General features: G+C 46.2%; 5 protein-coding genes. 3 read left to right on the plus strand and 2 right to left on the minus strand.

What is annotated here, in order from left to right:
* Positions 1 to 221 (minus strand): transposase (locus BM063_RS17010; protein WP_143085434.1); only part of this gene is annotated, 221 nt, incomplete at its 3' end.
* Positions 222 to 1,097: 876 nt separating this feature from the next.
* Between BM063_RS17010 and BM063_RS17015 the strand changes: the two genes are divergently transcribed.
* The 3 genes from BM063_RS17015 to BM063_RS17030 all read left to right on the plus strand — a co-directional run bounded on the left by BM063_RS17015 (position 1,098) and on the right by BM063_RS17030 (position 4,377).
* Entirely contained in the window at positions 1,098 to 2,423 is a 1,326-nt protein-coding gene (locus BM063_RS17015) for a vWA domain-containing protein (protein ID WP_143085435.1), read from the plus strand.
* A 147-nt stretch (positions 2,424 to 2,570) separates the two neighbouring features.
* A complete protein-coding gene (locus tag BM063_RS17020) occupies positions 2,571 to 2,954 on the plus strand; it encodes a hypothetical protein (protein WP_092041888.1) in 384 nt (127 codons plus the stop codon).
* 814 nt (positions 2,955 to 3,768) lie between these two features.
* The gene (locus BM063_RS17030) at positions 3,769 to 4,377 is read left to right on the plus strand and encodes a hypothetical protein (RefSeq protein ID WP_143085436.1); all 609 of its coding nucleotides are present in this window, start codon (positions 3,769 to 3,771) and stop codon (positions 4,375 to 4,377) included.
* A gap of 312 nt (positions 4,378 to 4,689) precedes the next feature.
* Here BM063_RS17030 and BM063_RS17040 read toward each other — a convergent pair.
* The coding region (locus BM063_RS17040; RefSeq protein WP_218154462.1) for an IS5 family transposase at positions 4,690 to 5,164 on the minus strand (475 nt) is incomplete at its 5' end.

Raw genomic sequence — 5,164 nt, forward strand, 5'->3', positions numbered from 1 at the left:
CCGTCTTCCGACCATTGTTTCAATCGCCGCCAACAGGTGGTGGGAGAACCATATTGTCGGGGCATGTCCGCCCAAGTACAACCGGTTTTCAAGACGTAGAGAATTCCGTTCAGGGTTTTTCTCGGATCTGCGGGCGGACGTCCGGGTCCCGGTTTAGGTTTGGGAAGAAGAGGCTCAATCACAGCCCATTGTTCGTCTGTCAGCTCATGTCTCGTACTCATACTTCCATTTTACATTGGCAGATCATGTTTTTGAAATAGCTTGTAGTCGCATCCTATTTTACCCTTTATTTCTTCGATGTTTCACGGGAAATATTGGAAGTTCGGGGGAATAATATTTTTATATATAGTATTGAGGTACGAGATCATTTAAAAGAGGATCTTATACAAAGAGGAATAAGTCCCGAGCAAGCAACAGATATTATAAAACATCCAAATAAATATAGGCGTGTAGCTTTTACATTTCGATTTCATAACCATTCTGTATGGGCGGCAGTTGCGGACATTCAAATGGAAGCCCATTTACCTCAGGATGCAAGAAAGCGATTGGTTTGGATGGAACACAATATAATGAGATCATATGTGGATTCGGGGGAAAAAGACCGACCTGATTCTTTGTCAATGATCTTTAAACTGGAGGAGGGGGACACGGAAGAAGATCTGATGGAAATCTGCAAGCAGGTCCGTTTTACGGTGACGGGCAAGAAATTTGGATTTTTTGATCACGGTTCCATTTCCGTTCCGGTCCACTTCAGTGGAGATTAAGGGATTCTGGAAGTGCATTTTCTATTTTTGAGGGAGGGGGAGATATTTACCCCCTCTGTATATTTGGGTTTTCTAATGTAAACCTGCTGCGTTTTCAAGTAAGAATTGAGTGGGCAATTGGGAGATGGTCGAAGAGTTAATCTCGGGTTTTAGGATATTTTTTGGCAGTCTATTAAGGATATAAAAATCTAACAATTCTGCCATTCTTCTTGATACTAAATGTTGTTGTTTCAAAAAATTAAGTTCTATTGACCGCAAGGCATGAGCGGATATAATCTTCGATGAAAGACTTGGAATTCCTATGGAGGGTTGCAAAAGATTGGGGGGAAGGCAATGAAGCAGGCATTCTCATGGATGCTGGTCCTTTGCCTGGTTTTCAGCAGCGGATGTTCCCTGCTTTCCGGAAAAAATGCGGATCAGGCTGATGCGGATAAGGAATCGGATGGAGTGAAGGTGAAACAGGCGGCAACGGATGTGGAAGGAATGCTTCGGGAGGGGCCGGGCAAATATGCAGGAGGCAAGTACGACGAGGAAAAGGTGAAGGCAGAGCTGGACAAGCTGCCCGACAACCTGACAGCAGACGAGGCTTACAATCATCTCGTGGCCTTGCTGGCAGAGGATTATAAGCCGGAGCTCAAGGCCTTGGAAAATTTTGATCCGACGATCAAGACGAACATTAAAGAGCCGGGAGGCGTGAATGCGCCCGAGGGGGAGCTCCCCAAGCAGGTGAACGTGGAGATTCTCCTGGATGCCAGCGGGAGCATGGCCGGCCGGGTGAGCGGCGGGGTGAAGATGGACCTGGCCAAGGAGGCGATCCGCAATTTTGCCTCTAAACTGCCGGAGGGCGCCCAAGTGGCCTTGCGGGTCTATGGTCACAAGGGAAGCAATCAGGAGAAGGATAAGGAACTCTCCTGCAAGAGCACCGAGGTGGTTTATCCCCTGGGGGCCTATGACAAAGCATCCTTCCAGAAATCCCTGAACAAATTCCGTCCAACGGGCTGGACTCCCCTGGCTGCGGCAATCGAGCAGGCAAAGAATGATTTGAGCGAAAATACGGGAGAAAACGTGGAGAACATCATCTATGTGGTGAGCGACGGGATCGAGACCTGCGGCGGGGATCCGGTCAAGGCGGCGAAGGAGCTGCATGAGTCGGAGATCCAGGCGATCGTTAACATCATCGGCTTTGATGTGGACAATGAGGGTCAGCGGGCGTTGAAAAAGGTAGCGGAAGCCGGCGGGGGTAAATATACCACCGTAAACACGGGTGAGGACCTTAGAAAGCATTTGGAAGAGGAGTATAAGCGACTTGCTAAGGAATGGGAAATGTGGGGAATAAAGAGCTATTTAGAGACCACCAATATATGGGCAGAAAAATATGATGTAATAGATGAAGCTGATGTTTCTATGATAGATAAATGTACAAGAGAAAGATCTCGAATGCTTGAGGCGGAAGAATATCTTGCAGAAAAGGGGAAGCTTAAAGGAGAAAAAGATGAAAAATCATTGTATGACAAAATATGGGGTAGATGGAGGGTGTTAAATGACTACAGGAAGGAGAATTTTAGGGAAGTAAAAGATCGACTTAATCAAGCTAAAAATGAGGAGACACAAAGAGTAAGGGAGAAAGCTGAAGAAATGGAAGAAAAATATAAACAATAACAGAATGATAGAGATTTGGTGGTAGGGGGCCAATTTTTATTGAGATCTGTGTTGTAATTTGAAAATTGGGTCCCTACTCCTTGTGTGTTTTTATTTATAAAATTTATAAATAATTAATTAATAAAAATTATTGTCCCGAAGGGAATCATGAAGAATAAATCCCGGCGTGTGGCTTTGATGGTTCTTTTTATCTATCTAATTTCCCTCATTTTTCCCTTTTTCGGTTTGGCGGTTGCTCATGCAGATCCATTTCCAATACCCGATAACATGCCCATACCGGACAACATGCCGTTGCCGGATAACAAAATGCCCATACCGGACAATATGCCCTTGCCGGGTTCGCAATCGAACCAGGACCAATCCGATTCATCCGGATCGAAAAAGGATTCCAAAAAAACTAATAATGAGTCTAAGTCTTGGGATGAAAGTTTGGGATGGAAAGTTTTTAAGTTCGCAACAAAAGATTTTGATTTAATTTTTTGTCGTTTGGCGATAAGGTGTATCATAACGGTTTCAACAAGGCTGATTTGATCTTAAGGCAAAACAAACTTTACAGAGGGTTTATTGGTTTAGCTGATCATGAAGGGTTATCATTTTTTAATGATACTTGGGATCTTGCGGATACAAGCTATGAGGCCTACGCTTTTTATAAGCAGTTTCAACAGGTTCGGGAGGCTGCTGATACAGGGAAAGGTGCAGGAAACTTGGCACAGAGGGTATACTCCACCAAAAAGCATACTCCGAGGCGGCTAAAGCAGAAGGATTTGCCCTGAGCAGATTGGGCAAGGGTTTGGCGTGGGCCGATATTGGAATCTCAGGATATGAGACAGTTAGGCATACCATCGATGCTTTTAATTCTGAAGGTGAAAAACGGACGGATGCCATATTTAAGGCGATCGGTTCTGCAGGGAGTGTGCTCAGGTTCGGCGGAGCGCTTTTGGGTTTTGGACTGATGGTTGTGGGAACGGCGCGGGAGTCGTACTGGGGGTATAAACATCGGAAGATGTTTAAAAAAGGATGGAACTTGGTGAAGGGTTTGTTTTCATAGACAAAGGTGAAGCATAAAGGAGACTTGAAAATGGGCAAGCGAATTCGGCTGAAATTAAAACCAGTAAACCCCTTTCCTTCCGTACCTGAGGAAGTGAAAAAAGCGGTAATCCCTTACAAAAAAGAAGGGGAAAAAGAAAATGTTATACCCGATAGGGCCATTGTATCAGGAATGAAATATTATTGTGTCACTTTTTATCGAGGAAAATTTGATCCCGATAAAGATGCCGAAGGATACCTTATCATCCGGGAGGACGGATCGGTTCCGCCGTTTTCAGAGGCGAAAAGGCCCCTCAGGATGATCAACTCAACGGATGCGATATTCCGGGAGATCTTGCTTCGGGGGCCGCACTATGCCAACCGTCCGACAGATAACTGGGAGAACCTGGATAAACTGCTGAATTGGATCCACACCCTGCTGAAGGAACCCATGCCACCAGAGGTTCAGGAAGCCTTCGATGTTTTCCGGGATATTCCCCGAAAGGCCCTGGAAAAACAGAAGGAGATAAGGGAAATTGTCTTGTCGACAGCGGAAATGTTTGAACAATTGACCACCCATTATTTGATCACGGAGGAGTTTTTTAGGGATTTAGAATCCCGGTTTCATCGGTACATCGAATGTTTGTTCATTCAGCACGATGTCCAGGTGTCCACCTATGAGGAGAGGAAGAGGTTCTTGGGTTATCTCTTTTCACGGTTGTCCATTACGAAGGTTCCACTGTGGTGGTGTTATCTCCACTTGAAAAAACATCACCGGGCGATGACGGTCACCAACAAGGAAGATTTGGAGGCGCACGAAGAAGTCCGGAATGACCTGCGGAGGGACAAGGCAACCGAAAAAGTTTTTAAATGGGTGTTTGCCCGTACAAGGAACCCGCGGGATGACGAGAATAGCGGAGACAAATGAGGTGAAGGGGTCATTTCCTTCCGGCCGGTAGGCCCCTTGGCAGCGACAGATAGCCTCAAATCGAGGAAGCCTTCGACTCTCTTATCAATTGGGATGCCTCGGTGGATGTGGCTGATGAGACAAAACAAAAGACAAAGAGGTATCATCAAACCGTAAGAATTGACTTGACCACTTCTTTGACAAAAGAGAACCAGGAGCAGGAATTGAAGGAAGTATACCGGTTGGTATCGTACCTGAATCAGAACGAAATTCGAGCTCCGATATACTACTATGATCCTTCCATCAAGAAAAAGGGAATCAAAAAGATAGATTTTACCAGGCAAGGTGATTATCAAGACTAGAAGCTATTTCAAAATTCGGTTTACACACCAAATAATGTGCGATCAGGCAAAAAGCTCTATATATATGCAAATATCGGTCATACCGAACCACCAACCGACGGTAATTGGTCATCCACCCGAAGCAGTGTTCAATGATCCAACGCCGGCGGTATCCCTCTCCCACACGGATGGGGCGGCCACGACGGGGTTTGCGGCTTTTTCGCTGAATGGTGGCAATGGTGGGCTTGATCCCCCGTCGGCGCAACCAAATTCGAAAAGAACGGCTGTCATAAGCTTTGTCAGCCACCAATTCCTTGGGCCGTGTTCGGGGACGCCCCCGCCTTTGCGGTACCCGAACCGTTTTCAGGGTGGCTTCCGCCAACCGGATTTCATGATGTTGGGCGCTGTCCAGATACAGACCGATCGGCACCCCGTTTCCATCCGATACCATCATGACCTTGGTTCCC

It is taken from the genome of Planifilum fulgidum (assembly GCF_900113175.1).
Lineage (GTDB): Bacteria > Bacillota > Bacilli > Thermoactinomycetales > DSM-44946 > Planifilum > Planifilum fulgidum.

What these genes read in the sequence shown, in the direction of transcription:
- BM063_RS17015 (WP_143085435.1), top strand. Translation starts at nt 1,098, where the DNA reads ATGAAGCAGGCATTCTCATGGATGCTGGTCCTTTGCCTGGTTTTCAGC.
- BM063_RS17020 (WP_092041888.1), top strand. Translation starts at nt 2,571, where the DNA reads ATGAAGAATAAATCCCGGCGTGTGGCTTTGATGGTTCTTTTTATCTAT.
- BM063_RS17030 (WP_143085436.1), top strand. Translation starts at nt 3,769, where the DNA reads ATGATCAACTCAACGGATGCGATATTCCGGGAGATCTTGCTTCGGGGG.